The following is a 19,766-nucleotide window of genomic DNA, read 5'->3' as shown; positions in this document are numbered from 1 at the left end:
CACGTCGGCGCGCAGGTTGCCCTTCTCCATGTCGCCGTCGCAGGTGCCGAGGTAGATCAGGATCGTGCGCAGCTTCTTCACATAGGCGGCCGCCTCCGCCGAGGTGCGCATGTCGGGCATCGACACGATCTCCATCAGGGCGGTGCCGGCGCGGTTGAGGTCGACGTAGGTGGCGTTCGGGGCCTGGTCGTGCAGCAGCTTGCCGGCGTCCTGCTCAAGGTGCAGACGCTCGATGCGGACGGAGAAGGTGGATCCGTCGTCATGCTCGACGATGACCTCGCCCTCGCCGACGATCGGGTCCTTGTACTGGCTGATCTGGTAGCCCTGCGGCAGGTCCGGATAGAAGTAGTTCTTCCGGTCGAAGTGGCTCTTCAGGTTGATCCGGGCCTTCAGGCCAAGGCCGGTCTTCACCGCCTGCTCGACGCAGTGGCGGTTGATCACCGGCAGCATCCCCGGCATGGCGGCATCCACCAGGGAGACCTGGGCGTTGGGGGCCGCGCCCGCGCCCACGGCCGCGCCGGAGAACAGCTTGGCGTTGGAGGCGACCTGGGCGTGCACCTCCAGGCCCAGGACGATCTCCCAGGCTCCTGTTCGCCCTTGGATCTGCTTGGCATGCGTCACTTCGCTCATGGTGGTTCCAGTACCGCGCAGCGTTACAAATCGGAAGGGCGGCCATCTGCGCTCTTGCGTGATCGCCTAAAATTGGACTCAAGGTTCTGGACGTCTTAACGGCGCTCAGACCGGGGAAAAGGAACCACCCAATGAAGACTCTCGCTATCGCCGCCGCGCTTGCGGTGACCGCGCTCGCCGCGCCCGCCTTGGCCGACCACCACGCCGAGGCGCCGGCCGCCGCCCCAATGGCCGCCAAGATCTCGGTGGAGACCACCCCGATCGCCGACCTGATCAAGAACGCCGAAGCGAAGGCGGCCCTCGAAAAGGCCCTGCCGGAGATTCCGCAGTTCTACGACCAGATCGGCACCATGACGCTCTCCCAGGTCGCGCCGATGAGCCAAGGCGCCCTGGACGACGCCAAGCTGAAGGCGCTGCAGGCCGAGTTCGACAAGATCAAATAGGCTGTAGGGCTCGATCGATCAGGCCCGCCGTCACACTCGTGGCGGCGGGCTTTTTCGTGCCGGATCACCACCACTTTGCGGGTCTGGCGCGGAAGTCGGCGGCCTTCTCCAGGGCCGAGCCCAGCGAGAACAGCGTGCCCTCGTCGAGGTTGCGGCCGATGAGTTGCAGGCCCAGCGGCAGGCCTTGAGCGTCGAGGCCGGCCGGCACGCTCATGCCCGGCAGGCCGGCCAGGTTCACCGTCACGGTGAAGATGTCGTTCAGGTACATGGCGAGGGGGTCGTCGGACTTGTCGCCGAGCGCGAAGGCCGCCGAGGGCGCCGTCGGCGTCAGCAGGGCGTCGCAGGTCTGCCACGCCTGGTCGAAGTTGTCGGCGATCCGGCGCCGCACCTTCAGCGCCTTGAGATAGTAGGCGTCGTAGTAGCCGGCCGAGAGCACATAGGTGCCGATCAGGATGCGCCGCTTGACCTCGGCGCCGAACCCCTGGGCGCGGCTCTTCTCGTAGGTGTCGGTCAGGTTGTCGCCTTCGACGCGCAGGCCGTAGCGCATGCCGTCGTAGCGGGCGAGGTTCGAGGAGGCCTCGGCCGGGGCGATGATGTAGTAGGCCGGCAAGGCGTACTTGGTGTGTGGCAGTGTGACGTCGACGATTTCGCAGCCCGCATCCTTCAACCAGGCGATGCCCTGCTCCCACAGCGCGTCGATCTCGGCCGGCATGCCGTCGACGCGGTACTCGCGAGGAATGCCCACCCGCAGGCCCTTCACGGACCTTCCGCAGAAGCTCGCAAAATCAGGCACTTCGGCGTCGATGCTGGTGGAATCCTTGGGGTCGTGCCCGGCCATCGAGCGCAGCAGGATCGCCGTATCCTCCACCGACCGCGCCATGGGCCCCGCCTGGTCCAGCGACGAGGCGAAGGCGACGATGCCCCAGCGCGAGCAGCGGCCGTAGGTGGGCTTGATGCCGACGGTGCCGGTGAAGGCGGCCGGCTGGCGGATCGAGCCTCCGGTGTCGGTCGCCGTGGCCGCCAGGCACAGCTCCGCCGCCACCGCGGCCGCCGAGCCGCCGGAGGAGCCGCCGGGGGTCAGGTCTGCGTTGCGGCCCTGCTGGCGCCATGGATTGACCACTGGGCCCCAGGCCGAAGTCTCGTTGGACGAGCCCATGGCGAACTCGTCCATGTTGAGCTTGCCCAGCATCACCGCCCCGTCGCGCCACAGCTGCGACGTCACGGTCGACTCGTAGGCCGGCTTGAAGCCGCGCAGGATCATCGACCCCGCCGTCGACTCCACGCCCTCGGTGCAGAACAGGTCCTTGATGCCCAGAGGCGCGCCGTCCAGCGGCCCCGCCTGCCCGCTGGCCCGGCGCGCGTCTGACGCCCTGGCCATCTCCAGCGCCTTTTCCGGCGTGCCCACCACGTAGGCGTTCAGCGCGCTGGAAGCGTCGATGGCCGCGAGGTGCGCCGTCGTGATCTCCTCGGAGGAAAAACGCTTGGCGGCCAGCCCTTCGAGGGCGGCCTTGAGCGTGAGGCCGGTGAGCTCGCTCATTCCACCACCTTGGGCACGACGAAGAAGGACTTCTCGGCGCGCGGCGCATTGCCCAGCACTTTGGCCGGGTCGCCACCGTCGGTGACCACGTCGTCGCGCATCGGCAGGCCCATGGCCACCGAGGTGGTCATGGGCTCGACGCCGTCGGTGTCGACCTCGTTCAGCTGCTCGATCCAGCTGATGATGCCGTTCAGCTCGTTGGCGAGCGGCTCGATCCGGCTCTCCGGCTCGGCGATGCGCGCCAGCTTCGCGACCTTGCGCACGGTCGCGGCGTCGATGGCCATCGGGGCCTCCTGAAACTCAGAGGCCGTGGGTTAGCCGCGGCGGGGGCGTCTTTGCAAGCGATCCCGCCGCTTTGTGGCGTCACGCCGCCACGGCGGCCGTGGTTTGGCCGGTGGCCAGCCAATGAGCGCACTCCGGCCCCAGCTCGGCCAGCGCCTTGCGCTCGTAGGCCGCGCAGTCCTCGGTGGACAGCACGTCGCGCCAGCGGCCGTTGACGCCTTTGTTGATGAAACTCTGGGCGCCGCCGCCGAAGATCGCGCCACCCAGGGGCGCGACGTTCTCGGCGTTCGCCTTCATGTACTCGAACGAGCAGTGCTCCAGGATGGCGGGCCAGCGATCCTCGGCGATATCGCAGCCGAGGAACGCGGCGATGGCGCGGATCTCGCCTTCCGGGTCGGCCTTCAGGGCGTTGAAGTGCACCAGACGCACATTGGGCAAGTCGCGCGCCGCCCACCAGGTGGCGATGTTCTCCCAGAACGACCAGAAGGGCGCCCCATCGTTCTCCAGCCAGTGCCGGAAGTAGCGGCGGATATCCGGGTCGGGCCGCGGCATGGGGGGGCCGACCCGGCCGGGGGTTTCGTTCAGCAGCTGGTAGAACAGCTCGTTCCCCTGGGCGTGGTGATTGTAGAGGCTCCACAGCACGTCGCGGCCGTCGCGGGCGACGTAGAGGTACTTGGCCTTCGGCGAGAAGGTCAGCGCGTCCAGCGGCAGGTGGGTCTTGATGATCCGCCGGTGGGTCTGGGCCTCCAGCTGCTCCATCGTGTCCGGCGGCATCACCCGCAGGTCCAGCCACGGCGAGATGGCGTGGATCGGCACGTCCGGGGCGCCGTTGAACACCAGCTGGCCGACGATCTGCTGCGTCCAGGTGGTGCCGGACTTCGCGTAGGTGGCCACGATCACGTCGTCGTCGCGGAAGGCGAAGCGGTCCCAGATGGTGGAATCCATATGGTGGTTGTGCAGGTCGCGGGTCTTGCTGGGCCAGGGGGCCACGGGATCGTCTCCTTCAGTTCTTGCGGGGCGGGCTGATATCGCGGGTCTGCGAAGCCTCACAATCGGCGAGTTCGCCGAACGCTTCTGCGCATTCGCAGGGGCTGGGGTGCTATGAGGCGGCGATGCCGATCCTTGACCTCGCCGACCTGCCCGACGCCCGCACGCCGCTCGTGGGCCTCGACCTGGGCGAGAAGACCATCGGGGTGGCCGTCTCGGACGCCACGCGGATGATCGCCAGCCCGCTCCACACCATCCGCAAGGGCAAGTTCACCGACGACGCGGCCGCGCTCTTCAAGCTGATGGAGAGCCGCCACGCCTCCGGGATCGTCGTCGGCCTGCCGGTGAACATGGACGGCACGGAGGGTCCGCGCGCGCAGTCCAGCCGCGCCTTCGCCCGCAACCTGCTGCGGCTGCGCCCCGACCTGCCCATCGCCTTCTGGGACGAGCGGATGAGCTCGATGGCGGTCAACCGCATGCTGATCGACGAGGCCGACGTCAGCCGCGCCCGCCGCGCCGAGGTGGTCGACAAGGCCGCGGCCGCCTGGATCCTCCAGGGCGCCCTGGACCGCCTGCGCAACCGGTGAGCTGCAGCCCTGAAGCCCGCGGAGATTGCGGCGGCGCCACCGGGAATTGCACCCTTGGCGCGGTTCTGCCACACTCTGGGGTAGCGGATAATGTGGGGTCCGCCTGAGGCCTAGATCGACCATGCCTGACGACCCTCCGTCGTCCGCCCGCTACTCAGCCTTCATCAGCTATTCCAGCGCGGATGCGAAGTTTGCCGCCTGGCTGCATCGCGAGCTGGAGTCGTACCGCCTGCCGCCGCACCTCGCCGAGCAGGGCGGTCTGCGCGGGGGTCGGCTGAAGCCGCTGTTCCACGACACCTGGGAAATGAACGCCCACCACGACCTGCCGCAGGCGCTGCGGGAGGCGATCGCCGAGTCCGAGAGCATGATCGTGATTTGCTCGCCGGCGGCGAAAGCCTCCGAGTGGGTGGGCCGCGAGATCGAGCTGTTCCGCGCCCTGCATGGCGACTCGCCGGTCCGCGCCGCCTTGATCGAGGGCGCGCCCGCCGAGGCCTTCCCGCCGGCCTTGCTCGCCGACCAGGGCGCCGAGCCGGCGGCGGCCGATTTCCGGCGCGGCGGCAGTGCGCGCAAACTGGCGGTGCTGAAGCTGGTCGCCGCGCTGGCCGGCGTGCAACTGGACGAACTGGTGCAGCGCGACGGCCAGCGGCGCACGCGCCGGGTGCTGGCGGCCTCGGCCGCCGCCATGGCCGCGACGGTGGTGATCTCGGTGCTGAGCGTGGTGGCGATCACCTCGCACGCGGCCGAGGAACGGCAGCGGGCGCGTGCGGAAGGCCTCAACGAAGCCATGCTCACCGACGTCCGCGCCAGCCTGAAGCGCAGCGGCCGGCTGGACCTGCTGCAGACGGTCAACCAGGCGGTCGACGGCTACTACCGCGATACAGACGATCTCACCGAGACCGCACAGGCCCAGCGCGCGCAGTTGATGCGCGCCATGGGCGAGGACGACGAGAAGCGTGGAGACCTCGCCTCAGCCCAGGCCCGGTTCGCCCAGGCCCATGTGATCACCGCAGACCTGCTGACGGCCCGGCCCGACGACCCGCAGCGCCTCTTCGATCACGCGCAGAGCGCCTATTTCCTGGGCTTCATCGCCTGGGAGACCGGCGACGGCGAGGGCGCCAGACGCGGCTTCCAGGCCTACGACACCCTGGCGCGACGGCTCGCGGCAAAGGATCCCGGCAACACCGATTGGCAGATGGAGGTGGCCTACGCAGAGAGCAATCTCGGCCTGCTGGCGCTCCGCCAGGCCGGAGACACGCGCACGGCCCAGACGCGCTTCGCAAGCGCGCTGGCCCGCTTCCAGCGTGTGGCGGAGGCCAGGCCCGCGGACGCCGACGTGCAGTTCGAGCTCTCCGACGCCCATGCTTGGGTGGCCGAGAGCCTGCGGGTCACCGATGACCTGGCCGGCGCGCGGGCCCATCGGCTCGCCCAGCGTCGTATCCTGGAGGGGCTCCTCGCCATCGACCGGCGGAACGTCGCGGCGCGCATCGACCTGCTCAGCAATCAACTGGCCATGGCGCGCCTCGACGCGTCGTCCGGCCGCCCAGCCGAGGCCGTGGCCGCGTTGGACCGCGGCCAGGCCGACGCCAAGGCGCTCCTTGAGATTTCGCCCGGCAATCGCGAACTGGTCACCCAGCTGCGGGCGTTCGAGCTGTTCAAGGTGCGGACCCAGCTGTCGATGCCGGGGAACCAGCGGCCGGCGAACGGTGCGCTGCTGGCCGCCCTCGGCGATTGCACGACGACCGGCGTTGGAGAAGCGGAACGGGAGATGGCCCGCTTCTGCCAGGTCCTGCGCGCGCGCACCCTGGCGGCCGCCGGCGACCGCCCGGCGGCGTCGCGGCTCCTGGCGGGGGCCCGTCCGCGGCGCGGAGGCGACGTGCTGTCAGGCCGCTGGGGCCTGGACTTCGCCCAGGAGATCCGCCTGGCGGGGGGTTAGGGCTTGCGCTTCGCCGGTTAGGCGTCACCAATCCGGGCGAACTCAACGCACGGGAGAGTCGGGATGCTCAAGGTTCTGAGCTGCGTCGCGGTGTTTGTCTTGTTGGCCGGTTGCGACCGGGCGCCGGCGCCGGCGCCCACGGCTCCGACGGCCCCCACGACGGCGATCGACCCCGGTCAGCCGGTGTTCGCGCCGATTTCCACGGTCTGCCCGGACCAACCCGCCAGCGTGCCGGTCGTGAAGATCCGCATCACCGACGTCTCGCCCAAGAAGCTGGGGCACGTCACCACGCTCCACGACAGCAACTCCTATGGCACGGCCGCAGGCGAAAAGCCGGTAAGGACGCTGCCCGAGGTGGTCCTGGCGACCGAAAACCCGACGCGCCTGGACATCGACGCGGCGGAATTCCTGCGAAAAGAGGGCGACCAGGTCCTGATCCAGGTAGAGCTCGCGGACCCCGCGGCGACGTTCCTGCCAGGCAAGTTCGCGGTCACGGCCGGCAACGCAGACGGTTCGGCGATCTTCTGCGTCCGCGATCCGATCGAGACCAAGCCCGGCGACCGCACCGCGCGGTTCTACGTCCGCTATGTCAAGTCGGACACGCCCAGGTTCGGCAAGTACAACCTGTTCCTGCTGATCAAGGACGGGCCCTACACCACGCCGATCGTGATCGACCCCAAGGTGCGCAACCACGGCTGACGTGGGCTGGGCGCTTCCGTCCCTTGAACCATCGACCAGTAGCGATCGGGCGGGCCGAATGCTCCCAAGCGTAACCCAGCATTGTCCAGGTAGTACAAGTCTGCGAAGCTTCGCCTAGATTGTACCGACCGCGTTCAATTGGGCCGCAAGCGGGGGCGCGATGCCCGACAGCGCCGAACCAAGGACGTCGACTCCGGTGGCGACGCCGCCGGCTCGCTATGGCGCATTCCTCAGCTACGCGAGCGGCGACGCACGCTTCGTGAAGCGCCTCCACCGGCAGCTGGAGACGTACCGCCTCCCCCATCGACTGGTTGGCTCCGCACCGTTGGTCGACCCAGGGTCGCGCCGGCTCAAGCCGGTGTTCCGAGACAGCGACGAACTCTCTGCCGCGTTCGATCTGACCGCCGCCATCAAGGATGCGATCGCCAGCAGCGGCAGTCTGGTGGTTGTCTGCTCGCCGCGCTCGGCGGCCTCGAAGTGGGTGGGGCGCGAGCTCGACCTGTTCCGCGCGATCCACGGCGACGAACGGATCTTCGCCGTTCTGGTGGAGGGCAGTTCGACGACCGCCTTCCCCCCGGCCCTGGGCGGGCCCGATGGGGCGTTCGAACCCCTGGCCGTCAACTTCCAGACGGACGCCGCCGGTCGCCGCCTGGCGTTCCTGAAGCTCTACGCCGCGTTGGCGGGCGTGCAGTTGGACGAGTTGATTCAGCGCGACGCCCAGCGTGGCGCTCGCCGCGCCACCGCGGCAGCCGCCTCCGCCGTCGCCGTCACCACGGCCGTGACCACCCTCGCCTGGCTGGCGCTCAGCGCCCAGGCCGACGCCGAGCGGCGGCGGATCGAAACCACCGGGCTTGTGGATTACATGCTGACTGATCTGCGCAAGACCCTGCAGCGAACAGGGCGCCTGGATCAACTCGCCGCGCTGAACGACGGGGCGATGCAGTACTATCGGCGCCAGGATTTGAAGCGTCTGTCGGAGACCCAGCTTCGCCAGCGCGCCAAGCTGCTGCAGGCCATGGGCGAGGACGACGAGAAGCGCGGCAACCTGGAGGCCGCCCGCGAAAGCTTCGAAGACGCCCATCGCACCACCGCCGCCCTGCTGGCGGCGAACCCAGACGACCCCGACCGGATCTTCGCTCATGCCCAGCGCGAGTACTGGGTCGGCTTCAGCAACTGGCGGACCGGGAATGGGACGGCCGCGCGGCGGGGGTTGGAAGCCTACGCGGAACTGGCGTGTCGGCTTGAAACGATGGACCCAAACAACGCGGAGTGGAGGCGCGAGGTCGGGTACGCAGAGAGCAATCTAGGACTGCTCGCCATGCGGCAGGCTGGTGACCTTAAGGCGGCCGAACGTCATTTCCGCACGGCTCTTACGCTCTCCGAGAATCTGGCGGCGCGAAAGCCGAACGACATTGCACTGCAATCCGAGGTGGCAACCTATCGCGCCTGGCTCGCTGACAGCCAGAGGCTCGGCGAAAAGTTCTCCAGCGCACTGGAGAATCGGCTCGCCCAGCGTCGCATTCTGACCGCCCTGCAAGTCAGCGATCCGCAGAACAGGGAGGTTCGTTCCGACCTGCTCAGCAACGATCTGGCATTAGCTCGTATTGATGCCGACCGCGGAGATGCAGACACCGCCATCCAACGGCTGGATCAGGTTCGCGCGGAGGCAGTCGCCCTGCAGCAGACTGATCCTGACAACCGCTTGTTCGCGAAACAGGCCCGCATGGCGGAACTCCTGAAGGTACGCACCGTCCTCGCCGTCGGCGGAGCGGCGCCACGTAAGCTCTCGGCATTGGACAGTACGCTTGGAAGCTGCTCGTCGCCTGTGGAGACCGACGGCGAGATTGCCACTTTCTGCATGGCTTTGAAGGCGCGCGTCGCGACTCTCAGGGGAGACGATGTGGCTGCGAGAAACGCCTTGGCGTCGCTCCCGCCTTCTCGCGAAACAGCTGCCCTATCGCCCCGTTGGGGCCTCGACTTGAAACACGAAATTGAACTCGCGACGAATGCGAAAAGAGGAAGAGGAAGAGATAGACATGTCGAGAACTAGACTCCCCATGCCGCCTGTCTCGCAGCGCATTGCCTCTATTCCTGTTTGTCTATTGATTCTGAGCGGTTGCTCCGGCGCCTCCGAGAGCGCCAAATCAACAACCGGTCCAACCGAGGCGAGAGCCGACGACAGGCCGACTTCCAAGTCCATGGGTTTCATCCAGTTTCGGGAAACACCGGAGGGTCGAGCGTTTGTCGAAACCTTGAGGTTCACTGGCGGAAACTATCAGAAGATCGACGTTGCGTGCAATAATCCCGCGCCAAGCGCCGCGAAGATTGTGAATATAAGAATCCGGAATGACTACAAGAATATTGAACGCATGGCGCGCATTCGCACTCGCGATTATGACGCCGTCAATGACAAGGGTACAGGAGCCGCTTCATCTCCCAACCAAGTCGTACTTCCAGTCAGCAGGAAAACTAGGCTCGACCTTGACGTCAAAAATTTGTTCACGGGCACAAGCAACGCCGTACGAGTGAAAGTAGTAATTCGAGATGATGATCTCGCTTTTCTCAGCAAATCGGAAGCGGTAACTGTAGACTCGAATTCCACGGCTTGGGTATGCGGCAGAACGCACAAACTGTCCGAGGCAGACGACGAAACTGGCGGGAAGAGCAGGGAATCCTTTAGCTTCTTTGTCCGCAAGAACTCCGCTTACGATCCAACTAAGCCCATTCGTTTCAATATCAATGTGGTCGTAGAGGACGACGAGCCCGCATATAGCATGCCTATCGTGTTAGACCCCGTGATCAAGAATGACGGGTGACGGCCCGCCCAAACGGCGACGAGCTCTACGCTTGGAATATATCAGCACGTCCGCTACCACCCCGCTCTGATGAGCGCTGCGCCCCCCGGCCTGAACGAGGTCCTGCAAAGGACCTTCTCCTTCCCCACGCGCCACTTCCTGTCTGCGACGGACTTGAACGAAGTGGAGGTCGCGAACCTGCTCGATCTGGCCGACGGATTCGTGAGCCTGAATCGGCAGACCTCCAAGAAGCTCGACCTGCTGAAGGGTCGGACGCTGATGAACCTGTTCTTCGAGAACTCGACGCGGACGCAGAGCTCGTTCGAGCTGGCCGGCAAGCGGTTGGGCGCCGACGTGGTCAACATGAGCCCGCGCTCGTCGGCCATGTCCAAGGGCGAGACGCTGATCGACACGGCGGTGACGCTGAACGCCATGCAGCCGGACCTGCTGGTCATCCGCCACGCCTCCTCCGGCGCGGCCAGCCTGCTGTCGCAGAAGGTCGGGTGCTCGGTGATCAACGCCGGCGACGGCCAGCACGAGCATCCCACCCAGGCGCTGCTGGACGCACTCTCCATGCGACGCGCCTTCGGCCATATCGCCGGGCTGAAAGTGGCCATCTGCGGCGATGTCATGCACAGCCGCGTGGCGCGATCCAACATCGCGCTGCTCCAGATGCTGGGGGCGGAGGTGCGACTGGTGGGGCCGCCCACCCTGATGCCTGCGGCGGTCGAGCGCTGGAACGTCCAGGTCTTCCACGACCTGCGCAAGGGCATCGCCGGCTGCGACGTGGTGATGATGCTGCGCTTGCAGCTGGAGCGGATGGACGGGGTGATGGCGCCCTCCACCCGCGAGTACTTCCGCTTCTTCGGTCTCGACCGCGAGAAGCTCGCCTTCGCCGCGCCACACGTGAGGGTGATGCATCCGGGCCCGATGAACCGGGGCGTGGAGATCGACTCCGACGTCGCCGACGACCTCTCGGTCAGCCTGATCCAGGACCAGGTGGAGATGGGCGTGGCTGCCCGGATGGCCGTCCTGGCCTCACTCGCGGCCCGCCTGGACAACGACCGGTGAGGCGCCCCCTCGCCTTCCTGAACGCCCGGTTGGTCGATCCGGCCAGCGGCTATGACGGCCCGGGCGCGGTCATCGTCACCGAGGGCGTCGTGGCGGACGTGGCGCGCAGCCCCGGCTTTGGCGCGCTCTCGCCGGACGTCGAGGTCGTCGACGTCGACGGGGCGCTGCTCATCCCCGGGCTGGTGGACATACGCGTAAAGACCGGCGAGCCCGGCGCCGAGCCCAAGGAGACGCTGAAGTCCGCTGCCCTGGCCGCCGCGGCCGGCGGCGTCACCACCATCGTCGTCCAGCCCGACACCCATCCGGTGATGGACGAACCCTCGGTGGTCGATTTCATCCTGCGCCGCGCCCGCGACATCGAGCTGGTCAACGTCTACCCGGCCGGCGCCGCCACCAAGGGGTGCGAGGGCCAGCGGATGGCCGAGATCGGGCTGATGCACGAGGCCGGCTGCCTCTATGTCACCGACGCAGACCGTCCCATCGTAGACTCCAAGGTGATGCGCCGGGTGATGAGCTACGCCAAGGCGTTCGGCGTGCAGGTGGCCCACCGGCCGGCGGACCCGTGGCTCTCGGCCGGAGCCGCGGCCAGCGAAGGCGAGTTCGCCGCCAGGATGGGGTTGCCATCCGTGCCCGCCATCGCAGAGCGGATCATGCTGGAGCGCGATCTGGCCCTGGTCGAACTGACCGGCGCGCCGCTGATCGTCGACCAGGTGACCACGGCCAGCGCTCTGGAAAGCCTGAAGCGCGCCATCGACCGTGGACTGCCGGTGACGGCGACGACTTCGATCAACCACCTGTCCTTCAACGAGATCGACATCGGCGACTACCGCACCTTCTGCAAGCTGGACCCGCCGCTGCGCTCCGAGGACGACCGCCAGGCGGTGATCGAGGCGCTGGCCAGCGGCCTGATCCAGGTGGTGGTGTCCGCACACGCCCCGGCGCCGGCTGAGGACAAGCGCCTGCCCTACGACGAGGCCGCGCCGGGCGCGGTGGGTCTGCAGACCCTCCTGGCCGCGCTGCTGGCCTTCCACCACGAAGCGCGAATCCCACTGGTGGACCTGATCCGTGCGGTCACCTGCGCGCCGGCGGACCTGCTGGGCCTGGCCGCAGGGCGCATCGCCAAGGGGTCGCCCGCCGACCTGGTGGTGTGCAACCTGAACACGCCCGTGCACATCGACGCCGGCAAGCTGGTCTCGAAGTCGAAGAACTCGCCCTTCGACGGCAGACGGCTGCAGGGACGCGTCCTGCGGACCCTGGTGGACGGCCGGACGGTCTACTCCGCCGCCGTCTGACCTGCGAGAAAGGCGTCATAGGCGACGTCGGTCTGCATCAAGCGCAGGCGGAGCAATTGGGCGCTGCCCTCGAAGCGGACGGACTGCTCGTTGGCGAGCCGCAGGTCACCCGCCTGTCGAAGCACGTCCTGGTATGCACGGTACTCCTGAGAGCCTCCGTAGTGCTGGCCCCGCTCGATCGCCAGGCGTACCCGCTCGCGGAAGTCGCTCAGAAACTTGAAGTGCAGCAGCACCGCCAGGGCCGGGTAGACCCGCCCCGGGGTCACCGCGTGCGTTGACATGGTGTAGGCCATGCCCCGCCGCCACCGCGCCAGTGGCGCCTTGCTGATCACCGGCGGACGGGGCTGGTAGCGCCGGAAGTCGAAGATTCGGTCTCGAACCCCACCGGTGAACTGCACATGCGGAAAGGACCCCACGCGAAGATAGCTGTACGGCCCGGGGTCGAAGAACGGGCAGGTCTCGATCAGGTCCGCGCCCGGAACGTGCGTGGCCTCGTCGAGCCCGCCAGGACCGTAGAGGTCGAGCAGCAGGGCGAGCAGCAGCTCGGCGCCCGCCCCGTCCAGGTGATCGCACAGCGCCCGCAGACCGACCCGCTCGTAGCCGGGGAAGATGAACAGCTCGTCCGCGTCGATGGAGAGCGTCCAGTGCCCTTCGCAAAACGCGTCGCGCATCGCGTTCGTCCAGGCCAGACCTGCGCGCGCGGCGGAGAAGCTCTCGGTCGTGTGGAACAGGCAGACGTCGGGTTGGGCCGCCAGATAGTCTAGGGTGCCGTCAATCGATCCGTTGTCGACGATCAGGAACCTGTCGACGCCGAGCCTGCGGTGGTGGTCGAGGCAGGACGGCAGCCGCAGAGCTTCGTCGCGCACGGCCAGGCAGGCCCGAACCTCCCCGGGCGCTTCCGGAACGGGAGCCCCATCCAGCCGCATTCCTTCCCCCTCTGCCCAGCGACGGAGACTATGACGCGGGCCGGCGCCTGCCCAGCACGTGTGACAGCGCCCGGGCGGATCGAATTCAGCGTTCCCCGAACGTTCCTGACGCGCTAGGAGTGCGGCGAGAGGGAGCCTGCATGATCATCGAGTGGGGACCGGGACTGTTCGCCGCCGCAGTGGCCGGTGGCTACCTGCTGGGCTCTATCCCGTTCGGGGTGATCGCCACCCGGCTGGGCGGGGCGGGCGACATACGCGACGTCGGCTCGGGCAACATCGGGGCGACCAATGTGCTGCGCACGGGCCGCAAGGACCTGGCTCTGATGACCCTGCTGGGCGACGGCGGCAAGGGGGCCCTCGCCGTTCTGCTGGCCTGGCTGGCGGTCCAGCCTGAAGGGACGCCGGAGCAGTCGGCGGTGCTGACCTCGCTGGCAGGCGGCGCGGCGTTTCTCGGCCACCTCTTCCCGGTGTGGCTGAAGTTCAAGGGCGGCAAGGGAGTCTCGACCTTTCTCGGCACCATGCTGGCGGCGGCCTGGCCGGTCGGCCTGGCGGCGGCGGCGACCTGGCTCGTCGTGGCGCGCATGTTCCGCTTCTCGTCGCTGGCGGCCCTCGTGGCGGTGGCGCTGGCCCCGGCGATCGCCCTGCTGCTGGGCCGGCCGCACGCCATCGCGCTCCTGGCCCTGTTCATGGCCTTGCTGGTCTATGTGCGCCACGAGGAGAATATCCGCCGCCTCTTAAAGGGCCAGGAGCCGAAGATCGGGGCCAAGTCCCCTGGGGAGCCGGAGCAGATGGGCCACAACGGCGGGCCGGCGCTGCCGCCCGGCCGCTTCCAGGATCCGGGGACCCCCGAGGCGTGATCCGCCGGCTCTCCGACGTCCAGCGCCGCGACTGGCTGCGTCTGGCCCGCACGGAGAACGTCGGGCCGGTCACCTTCGACCAGCTGATCACCCGCTTCGGCGAGGCCTCCCTGGCGCTGGCCGCCCTCCCCGACCTGGCCCGGCGCGGCGGGCGCGCCGCCGCGCAGGTCACCACCGAAGCGCAGGCCGAGGCCGAACTGGCCGCCGGAGCGGCGCTGGGGGCACGGCTGATCTGCGCTTGCGAGCCGGATTTCCCGCCGGCCCTGGCCGCGCTGGACCCGCCGCCGCCGCTGATCTGGACGCGCGGAAATCCCGACCTCCTCGACCGCCAGACCGTGGCCATCGTCGGCGCGCGGGTGGCTTCGGCCGCCGGCCAGCGCTTCGCCCGGGGGCTCGCCGCCGAGCTAGGCCAGGCCGGCTACGTCATCGTCTCCGGCATGGCGCGCGGCATCGACGCCGCGGCGCACGAAGGGTCGATGCCTACCGGCACGGTTGCGGTGCTGGGGGGCGGCATCGACGACGTCTATCCGAGCGAGCACCGTGGCCTCTACGACCGCCTCGTCGAAAGCGGCTGCGTGGTCTCCGAGAGCGAGCCAGGCCGCACGGCGGTGGCCCGCGACTTCCCGCGCCGCAACCGGATCATCGCCGGCCTGTCGCGCGCGGTCGTGGTGGTGGAGGCCGAGTTCCGCTCCGGCTCGCTGATCACCGCTCGCCTGGCCGCCGAACAGGGCCGCGAGGTGCTCGCGGTGCCGGGTTCGCCGCTCGACCCGCGAGCCAAGGGGACCAACGACCTCCTTCGCCAGGGCGCGGCGATCTGCGAAGGCGCCGAAGACGTGATCCGGGCGCTGGAAGGCCTGCGCGGCTTCCGCGAGCCGGAGCGCCCGCCGTTCCAGAGCGCTCCCGTCGAACCGGACGACGTCCTGCGCGATCGCCTCTCCGACCTGCTGTCCCCGACCCCGGTTTCCCGTGACGAACTGGTCCGCGCGGCCCAGGCTCCCGCCGCGGCCGTATTCGCCGCCCTGATAGAGCTTGCGCTGGCCGGGCGGGCCGAACTGCTGCCGGGCGGAATGGTCGCGAAAGGAATAGCCCCCTAAGGGGGCTGTCCGACCGCGCGGTTGTGGGACGTTGACAGTGGATAGGCGCCGCCCCCACCTTCCGCGCTCTTTTTTGACAGACTGGACTTTATGAAGCTCGTCATCGTCGAGAGCCCGGCCAAGGCCAAGACCATCAACAAGTACCTGGGCTCGGACTTCAAGGTCCTCGCCTCCTATGGTCACGTCCGCGACCTTCCCGCGAAGGACGGTTCCGTGCGGCCCGACGAGGACTTCGACATGTCCTGGGAGGTCGACGCCAAGGCCAACAAGCGCCTCAGCGAGATCGCCGAGGCCGCCAAGGGCGCCGAGCGCCTGATCCTGGCCACCGACCCCGACCGCGAAGGCGAGGCGATCTCCTGGCACGTGCTGGAGGTGCTGGCCAAGAAGCGCGGCCTGATGAAGGACATGGCGGTCGAGCGGGTGGTGTTCAACGCCATCACCAAGACCGCCGTCACCGAGGCCATGGCCAACCCTCGCCAGCTCGACATGGAGCTGGTCAACGCCTACCTGGCCCGCCGCGCGCTCGACTACCTGGTGGGTTTCACGCTGTCGCCGGTGCTGTGGCGCAAGCTGCCCGGCGCGCGCTCGGCGGGCCGCGTGCAATCGGTGGCGCTTCGCATCGTCGTCGACCGCGAACTGGAGATCGAGCGCTTCCGGACCCAGGAATACTGGACCGTCGAGGCCGAGGTGGCCGCCGGCAGCGACCCCTTCACCGCACGGTTGGTGAAGCACGAGGGCAAACGGCTCACCAAGTTCGACCTCCCCGACGAGACCAGCGCCTTCGCCGCCCGCGACGCGGTCAGGGCCGCCACGTTCAAGGTCGTTTCGGTCGAGCGCAAGCCCGGCCGCCGCTCTCCCCCGCCGCCGTTCACCACCTCCAGCCTCCAGCAGGAGGCCTCCCGAAAGCTGGGCTTCAACGCCCAGCGGACCATGCAGGCCGCCCAGAAGCTGTACGAAGGCATCGACATCGGCGGCGAGACGGTGGGCCTCATCACCTACATGCGCACCGACGGCGTGCAGACCGCGCCCGAGGCGCTGGACGAGGCGCGCACCGTCATCGGCGGGCTCTACGGCAAGGAATACGTGCCCGAAAAGCCGCGGCTCTATGCCACCAAGGCCAAGAACGCCCAGGAGGCGCACGAAGCGATCCGACCCACCAGCCTGGCGCGCAATCCGGGCCGGCTGCGGCTGGAGGGCGACCTGGGGCGGCTCTACGAGCTGATCTGGAAGCGGATGATCGCCTCGCAGATGGAAGCCGCCCGCATCGAGGACACCAACATCAACCTCGATAGCGCCGACGGCCAGACGGGGCTGCGCGCCTCGGGCCGGGTGGTGACCTTCCCGGGCTACCTGGCGGTCTATGAGGAGGGCAAGGACGACCCGGAGGACGAAGAAGGCGGCCGGCTGCCGCAGGTGACTGAGGGCGCTGCCGCACAGGTTAAGTCCGCCAAGGCCGACCAGCACTTCACCGAGCCGCCGCCGCGCTATTCGGAAGCCAGCCTGGTGAAGAAGCTGGAGGAGCTCGGCATCGGCCGACCCTCGACCTACGCCTCGATCCTGACGGTGCTGCGCGACCGGGCCTACGTCCGCATGGAGAAGCAGCGGTTCGTGCCCGAGGATAAGGGCCGTCTCCTGACCGCCTTCCTGGAGGAGTATTTCGGCCGCTACGTCGAGTACGACTTCACCGCAGCGCTCGAGGAGCGGCTGGACCTGGTGTCGGCCGGCGAGCTGGATTGGAAGGTCCTGCTCCGCGAGTTCTGGGAGGCGTTCAACGCCAAGATCGGCGAGACCGCCGAGCTGCGGATGAGCGACGTGCTGACGGCGCTGGACCGAACCCTCGGTCCGCACCTGTTCCCGGACAAGCCCGACGGCTCCGACCCGCGCGCCTGCCCGGTGTGCGGCACCGGCCGCATGGGCCTGAAGTCGTCGAAGTACGGCCCGTTCCTGGGCTGCGCCAACTATCCGGAGTGCCGTCACACCCGTCCGCTGACCGTGGCCGAAGAGGGCGAGGACGGCCCGGCCGGCGACCGCGAGCTGGGGGTCGACCCGGTGACCGGCGAGATCGTCTACCTGAAGACCGGCCGCTTCGGGACCTACGTCCAGCTCGGCGACGGCGAGAAGCCCAAGCGGTCCAGCCTGCCCAAGGGTTGGAGCGCGCCGGACATGGACTTGGAAAAGGGCCTGCGCCTCCTGCGACTGCCCCGCGAGGTCGGCCTGCACCCCGAGGACAGCAAGCCGATCCTGGCCGGCATTGGGCGCTATGGGCCCTTCGTTCTGCACAACGGGACCTACGCGAACCTTTCGAACGCCGAGGAAGTGTTCGACGTGGGCGTGAACCGCGCCGTCGACCTGATCGCCACAAAGCGCTCGGGCCGCCGGGCGGAGAGCGCGGCGCTGGCTGAACTCGGCGCGCACCCGGTGGACGGCCAGCCTGTTCGGGTGCTCTCGGGCAAGTACGGGCCCTACATCAAGCACGGCTCCACCAACGCCAACGTGCCCCGTGGCGCCGACCCGCTGACAGTGACGCTGGAGCAGGCGGTGGTTCTGATTGCAGAGCGCGAGGCCAAGGGCGGCGGCAAGAAGAAGCCGGCGCGGGCCGCGAAGGCCAAGGCCGAACCGAAGGCCGCGGCGGCTGGCGCGAAGAAGACCCCGGCCGAGAAAACCGTGAAGAAGAAGCCGGCGGCGAAGAAGAAGGCCCCGGCCAAGAAGCCTGCCACTGGCAAGCCGGCCACCAGCACGATCACGGACGACGACGCGCCCTTCTGACGAGCCCGCGCGCCGGGCGGCCGCCTCGAGATGATCCCGGGCTTCGGCGAGGCGGGGCGCGGTCCTGCGCCGTCGCCGTAGCCTGGGCGCTATGACCGCGTCCCCTGGCGCGGCCAAACCCTGCCGACGAAACCCATTCTCGCGGTGGCGCCAGGCGCGGCCTGAGCTAGGCTGGCGCCATGCCCAACGCCGCGGTCAATGGCCTGAACCTCTACTACGAGCGCGCCGGCGACGGTCCGCGGCTGCTGTTCATTTCCGGCACCGGCGGGGATCTGCGCACCCAGCCCAACGTCTTCGCCTCGCCGTTGGCCAAGGCGTTCGACCTCGTGGCCTACGACCAGCGCGGACTGGGGCGGACCGACAAGCCGGACGTCCCCTACTCCATGGCCCAGTACGCCGACGACGCCGCGGCGCTGATGGATCACCTCGGCTGGGAGCACGCCCTGGTGGGCGGTGTCTCGTTCGGCGGCATGGTGGCCCAGGAACTGGTCCTGCGGCATCCGCTGAAGGTGAAGCGGCTGGTGCTGGCCTGCACATCGCCGGGCGGCGAAGGCGGCGCGTCGTTTGCCTTCCACGAGATCGAGCACCTGAAGGGGGAAGCGCGCGCACGCCACCTGATCCCGATCAGCGACACCCGCCGCGACGCCGCCTGGGCCGCGGCGAACCCCGACGACTACGCCGCCTTCGTGGCCATGGCCGCCTCCGCGCCCTTTGCCGACGAACCAGGCCATGCTGCGGGCGCCCACCGCCAATTGGAGGCCCGGGCCGGGCACGACACCTGGGACCGCCTCGCGGCCATCACCTGCCCGACTCTGATCGCCGCCGGCCGATATGACGGCATCGCGCTGCCGCTCACGCAGGAGAAGATGCTGTCCCGCATCCCGAACGCCCAGCTCATGTGGTTCGACGGCGGGCACATGTTCATGATCCAGGACCGGGCGGCCTATCCGGCGATCATCGCGTTCCTGACCGCGTAGCGCGGCTACCCGGCCGCCAGCTCAAGGATTTCAACGATATCGGCCGGGCCGTTGATCGGGCGCGGGTTCGAGCGGACGCCGCGGTCGTGCATGGTATGCTCGGCGATCGCCTGGAACTGGTCGCGGGTGATCCCGACGCTCCTGAGGTCGGACGGGAGGCCGAGGCCCGTCACCAGGTCCCGCACCGCCTCCGAGGCCGGCCCAGGCGCGCCCAGCAGACCGTTCACCACCGCCTGCTGCGGGCCCGCCGCCATCGCGCTCCAGGCAAGCACCGCCGGCAAGGTGACGCAGGAGGTGATCCCGTGCGGCACGCCATAGCTGCCGCCCAGGGTGTGGCCGATGGCATGGCTCGCACCCATCCCGCGGCCCGAGCCGGCGCCGCTGATCGCCAGCCACATGCCGAACTGGCACTCCAGGCGAGCATCGAGGTCCGCAGGGTCAGCCTTGGTGGCCGCCAGGCCCCGCGCCAAGCGGCGCAGGCCGTCGGCGGAGAGCGCGTCGGCGTATGGCGCGCGTTCGGGGTTGCAGAGCTGCTCCACAGCGTGGTCGACCGCCTTCATGCCGGTGGAGAACCAGAGCTGCGGCGGGGTCGAAAGCGTAGTCACCGGGTCGAGGACCACCGCGCGCGGCGCGAGGTCAGGGTGGGTGTAGCCTTCCTTGGCGCGGGCGGCGGTGTCGGTGACGCCGGCGAAGGGCGTGAACTCGGCCGCCGAGAGCGTCGTCGGCACGGCGATCATCCGCACGCCAGCCGCGACCCGGGTGACATCGACCCTCCCCTCGCCCCGACCGGCGCGGTAGGCGTCGAGTTGAGCCGCCTCGGTCAGGCCGGCCCAGAGGCAGAGCTGCGCCACCTTCGTAGCGTCGATCACCGCGCCGCCGCCCAGGGCAGC

General features: G+C 68.7%; 17 protein-coding genes and 1 pseudogene. 12 read left to right on the top strand and 6 right to left on the bottom strand.

Going from position 1 to position 19,766, the window contains the following annotated elements; genetic code table 11:
• Positions 1 to 630: pseudogene (gatB, locus tag QZV94_RS12270) on the bottom strand (Asp-tRNA(Asn)/Glu-tRNA(Gln) amidotransferase GatCAB subunit B); the annotation flags it as partial.
• A 131-nt stretch (positions 631 to 761) separates the two neighbouring features.
• On the opposite strand from gatB, the gene QZV94_RS12265 reads away from it, so the two are divergent.
• Positions 762 to 1,073, top strand: a complete 312-nt coding sequence (locus QZV94_RS12265; RefSeq protein WP_293678173.1) for a hypothetical protein — start codon at positions 762 to 764, stop codon at positions 1,071 to 1,073.
• Positions 1,074 to 1,137: 64 nt separating this feature from the next.
• Here QZV94_RS12265 and gatA read toward each other — a convergent pair whose 3' ends face one another.
• The 3 genes from gatA to QZV94_RS12250 all read right to left on the bottom strand — a co-directional run bounded on the left by gatA (position 1,138) and on the right by QZV94_RS12250 (position 3,882).
• Positions 1,138 to 2,610: an Asp-tRNA(Asn)/Glu-tRNA(Gln) amidotransferase subunit GatA gene (gene gatA, locus QZV94_RS12260; RefSeq protein WP_293678172.1), complete on the bottom strand. Its 1,473-nt coding sequence runs from the start codon at positions 2,608 to 2,610 to the stop codon at positions 1,138 to 1,140.
• Positions 2,607 to 2,894, bottom strand: coding sequence for an Asp-tRNA(Asn)/Glu-tRNA(Gln) amidotransferase subunit GatC (gene gatC / locus QZV94_RS12255; RefSeq protein ID WP_293678171.1), 288 nt, complete (start codon positions 2,892 to 2,894; stop codon positions 2,607 to 2,609). The genes gatA and gatC overlap by 4 nt, the downstream gene beginning before the upstream one ends.
• Before the next feature lie 79 nt (positions 2,895 to 2,973).
• Positions 2,974 to 3,882, bottom strand: coding sequence for a sulfotransferase domain-containing protein (locus QZV94_RS12250; RefSeq protein WP_293678170.1), 909 nt, complete (start codon positions 3,880 to 3,882; stop codon positions 2,974 to 2,976).
• A gap of 122 nt (positions 3,883 to 4,004) precedes the next feature.
• On the opposite strand from QZV94_RS12250, the gene ruvX reads away from it, so the two are divergent.
• The 7 genes from ruvX to pyrC all read left to right on the top strand — a co-directional run bounded on the left by ruvX (position 4,005) and on the right by pyrC (position 12,256).
• Entirely contained in the window at positions 4,005 to 4,466 is a 462-nt protein-coding gene (gene ruvX / locus QZV94_RS12245) for a Holliday junction resolvase RuvX (protein ID WP_293678169.1), read from the top strand.
• Positions 4,467 to 4,587: 121 nt separating this feature from the next.
• Positions 4,588 to 6,399 (top strand): toll/interleukin-1 receptor domain-containing protein, encoded by a 1,812-nt coding sequence (locus QZV94_RS12240; RefSeq protein ID WP_293678168.1) that lies wholly within the window; start codon positions 4,588 to 4,590, stop codon positions 6,397 to 6,399.
• Between the two features lie 63 nt (positions 6,400 to 6,462).
• Positions 6,463 to 7,098, top strand: a complete 636-nt coding sequence (locus tag QZV94_RS12235) for a hypothetical protein (RefSeq protein WP_293678167.1) — start codon at positions 6,463 to 6,465, stop codon at positions 7,096 to 7,098.
• 160 nt (positions 7,099 to 7,258) lie between these two features.
• Positions 7,259 to 9,148 (top strand): toll/interleukin-1 receptor domain-containing protein, encoded by a 1,890-nt coding sequence (locus tag QZV94_RS12230; protein ID WP_293678166.1) that lies wholly within the window; start codon positions 7,259 to 7,261, stop codon positions 9,146 to 9,148.
• Positions 9,149 to 9,155: 7 nt separating this feature from the next.
• Positions 9,156 to 9,914 (top strand): nucleotide synthetase, encoded by a 759-nt coding sequence (locus QZV94_RS12225; RefSeq protein ID WP_293678165.1) that lies wholly within the window; start codon positions 9,156 to 9,158, stop codon positions 9,912 to 9,914.
• 69 nt (positions 9,915 to 9,983) lie between these two features.
• The gene (locus tag QZV94_RS12220) at positions 9,984 to 10,964 is read left to right on the top strand and encodes an aspartate carbamoyltransferase catalytic subunit (protein WP_293678164.1); all 981 of its coding nucleotides are present in this window, start codon (positions 9,984 to 9,986) and stop codon (positions 10,962 to 10,964) included.
• Positions 10,961 to 12,256 carry a dihydroorotase gene (pyrC, locus tag QZV94_RS12215; protein WP_293678163.1) on the top strand — a complete coding sequence of 432 codons (1,296 nt, stop codon included), beginning with the start codon at positions 10,961 to 10,963 and terminating at the stop codon, positions 12,254 to 12,256. The genes QZV94_RS12220 and pyrC overlap by 4 nt, the downstream gene beginning before the upstream one ends.
• Here the strand turns inward: pyrC and QZV94_RS12210 are convergent.
• Positions 12,238 to 13,182, bottom strand: a complete 945-nt coding sequence (locus QZV94_RS12210; RefSeq protein WP_293678162.1) for a glycosyltransferase family 2 protein — start codon at positions 13,180 to 13,182, stop codon at positions 12,238 to 12,240. The genes pyrC and QZV94_RS12210 overlap by 19 nt on opposite strands.
• A 140-nt stretch (positions 13,183 to 13,322) precedes the next feature.
• Here QZV94_RS12210 and plsY point away from each other — a divergent pair, with 140 nt between their 5' ends.
• The 4 genes from plsY (at position 13,323) to QZV94_RS12190 (ending at position 18,876) form a co-directional block, all read left to right on the top strand.
• Complete coding sequence (gene plsY / locus QZV94_RS12205; RefSeq protein ID WP_293678161.1) at positions 13,323 to 14,039, top strand: glycerol-3-phosphate 1-O-acyltransferase PlsY; 717 nt, start codon at positions 13,323 to 13,325, stop codon at positions 14,037 to 14,039.
• Positions 14,036 to 15,133, top strand: a complete 1,098-nt coding sequence (gene dprA / locus QZV94_RS12200; RefSeq protein WP_293678160.1) for a DNA-processing protein DprA — start codon at positions 14,036 to 14,038, stop codon at positions 15,131 to 15,133. Before plsY ends, dprA begins: the two co-directional genes overlap by 4 nt.
• A 90-nt stretch (positions 15,134 to 15,223) precedes the next feature.
• Positions 15,224 to 17,899, top strand: a complete 2,676-nt coding sequence (gene topA, locus QZV94_RS12195) for a type I DNA topoisomerase (RefSeq protein WP_293678159.1) — start codon at positions 15,224 to 15,226, stop codon at positions 17,897 to 17,899.
• Positions 17,900 to 18,078: 179 nt separating this feature from the next.
• Complete coding sequence (locus tag QZV94_RS12190; RefSeq protein ID WP_293678158.1) at positions 18,079 to 18,876, top strand: alpha/beta fold hydrolase; 798 nt, start codon at positions 18,079 to 18,081, stop codon at positions 18,874 to 18,876.
• A gap of 5 nt (positions 18,877 to 18,881) precedes the next feature.
• Here the strand turns inward: QZV94_RS12190 and QZV94_RS12185 are convergent.
• A partial coding sequence (locus QZV94_RS12185; protein WP_293678157.1) for an iron-containing alcohol dehydrogenase occupies positions 18,882 to 19,766 on the bottom strand: 885 nt, incomplete at its 5' end.

This window comes from uncultured Phenylobacterium sp. (genome assembly GCF_902826855.1).
Classification (GTDB): Bacteria; Pseudomonadota; Alphaproteobacteria; order Caulobacterales; family Caulobacteraceae; genus Phenylobacterium.
The sequence above is the reverse complement of the archived record's forward strand: the minus strand, read 5'-3'. Positions and strand labels throughout refer to the sequence as shown.

Excerpts from the sequence above, each read along its gene's own strand:
- QZV94_RS12265 (WP_293678173.1), top strand. The coding sequence starts at position 762 with ATGAAGACTCTCGCTATCGCCGCCGCGCTTGCGGTGACCGCGCTCGCC.
- gatA (WP_293678172.1), bottom strand. The coding sequence starts at position 2,610 with ATGAGCGAGCTCACCGGCCTCACGCTCAAGGCCGCCCTCGAAGGGCTG.
- gatC (WP_293678171.1), bottom strand. The coding sequence starts at position 2,894 with ATGGCCATCGACGCCGCGACCGTGCGCAAGGTCGCGAAGCTGGCGCGC.
- ruvX (WP_293678169.1), top strand. The coding sequence starts at position 4,005 with ATGCCGATCCTTGACCTCGCCGACCTGCCCGACGCCCGCACGCCGCTC.
- QZV94_RS12240 (WP_293678168.1), top strand. The coding sequence starts at position 4,588 with ATGCCTGACGACCCTCCGTCGTCCGCCCGCTACTCAGCCTTCATCAGC.
- QZV94_RS12235 (WP_293678167.1), top strand. The coding sequence starts at position 6,463 with ATGCTCAAGGTTCTGAGCTGCGTCGCGGTGTTTGTCTTGTTGGCCGGT.
- QZV94_RS12230 (WP_293678166.1), top strand. The coding sequence starts at position 7,259 with ATGCCCGACAGCGCCGAACCAAGGACGTCGACTCCGGTGGCGACGCCG.
- QZV94_RS12225 (WP_293678165.1), top strand. The coding sequence starts at position 9,156 with ATGCCGCCTGTCTCGCAGCGCATTGCCTCTATTCCTGTTTGTCTATTG.
- QZV94_RS12220 (WP_293678164.1), top strand. The coding sequence starts at position 9,984 with ATGAGCGCTGCGCCCCCCGGCCTGAACGAGGTCCTGCAAAGGACCTTC.
- QZV94_RS12210 (WP_293678162.1), bottom strand. The coding sequence starts at position 13,182 with ATGCGGCTGGATGGGGCTCCCGTTCCGGAAGCGCCCGGGGAGGTTCGG.
- plsY (WP_293678161.1), top strand. The coding sequence starts at position 13,323 with ATGATCATCGAGTGGGGACCGGGACTGTTCGCCGCCGCAGTGGCCGGT.
- topA (WP_293678159.1), top strand. The coding sequence starts at position 15,224 with ATGAAGCTCGTCATCGTCGAGAGCCCGGCCAAGGCCAAGACCATCAAC.
- QZV94_RS12190 (WP_293678158.1), top strand. The coding sequence starts at position 18,079 with ATGCCCAACGCCGCGGTCAATGGCCTGAACCTCTACTACGAGCGCGCC.